The organism is Spirulina sp. CCY15215, from assembly GCF_016888125.1.
In the GTDB taxonomy this organism is placed as follows: Bacteria; Cyanobacteriota; Cyanobacteriia; order Cyanobacteriales; family Spirulinaceae; genus CCY15215.
In genome coordinates, this window is the sequence record NZ_JACSWA010000070.1 from 1 (window position 1) to 222 (window position 222).

The 222-nt window shown below is 45.5% G+C and carries 1 protein-coding gene; it reads right to left on the reverse strand.

The features are described 5' to 3' along the window. Positions 1-222, reverse strand: a 222-nt coding sequence (locus JUI58_RS00300; RefSeq protein WP_204101762.1) for a hypothetical protein, incomplete at both ends; no start/stop codon positions are given.

The following is a 222-nucleotide window of genomic DNA, read 5'->3' on the forward strand; positions in this document are numbered from 1 at the left end:
TATCATCGCCAATAGGACGACAAGCGCGATCGCTGCCAGGGGAAGAATCTTCATTTTCTTCTCCCGCTACGATTTCCTCTTCTTCCCCCTCTTCAGAAGTCTTGTTTTCCTCTTCTTCCTTGTCTTGTTGAGTCAATTCATCTTCGGGAGTAGACAGACAACCCCGTGCAAAAAGGATGTCTTCTTCTCGGATTTCTAGAGAATCAAACTCTCGTTCAAATG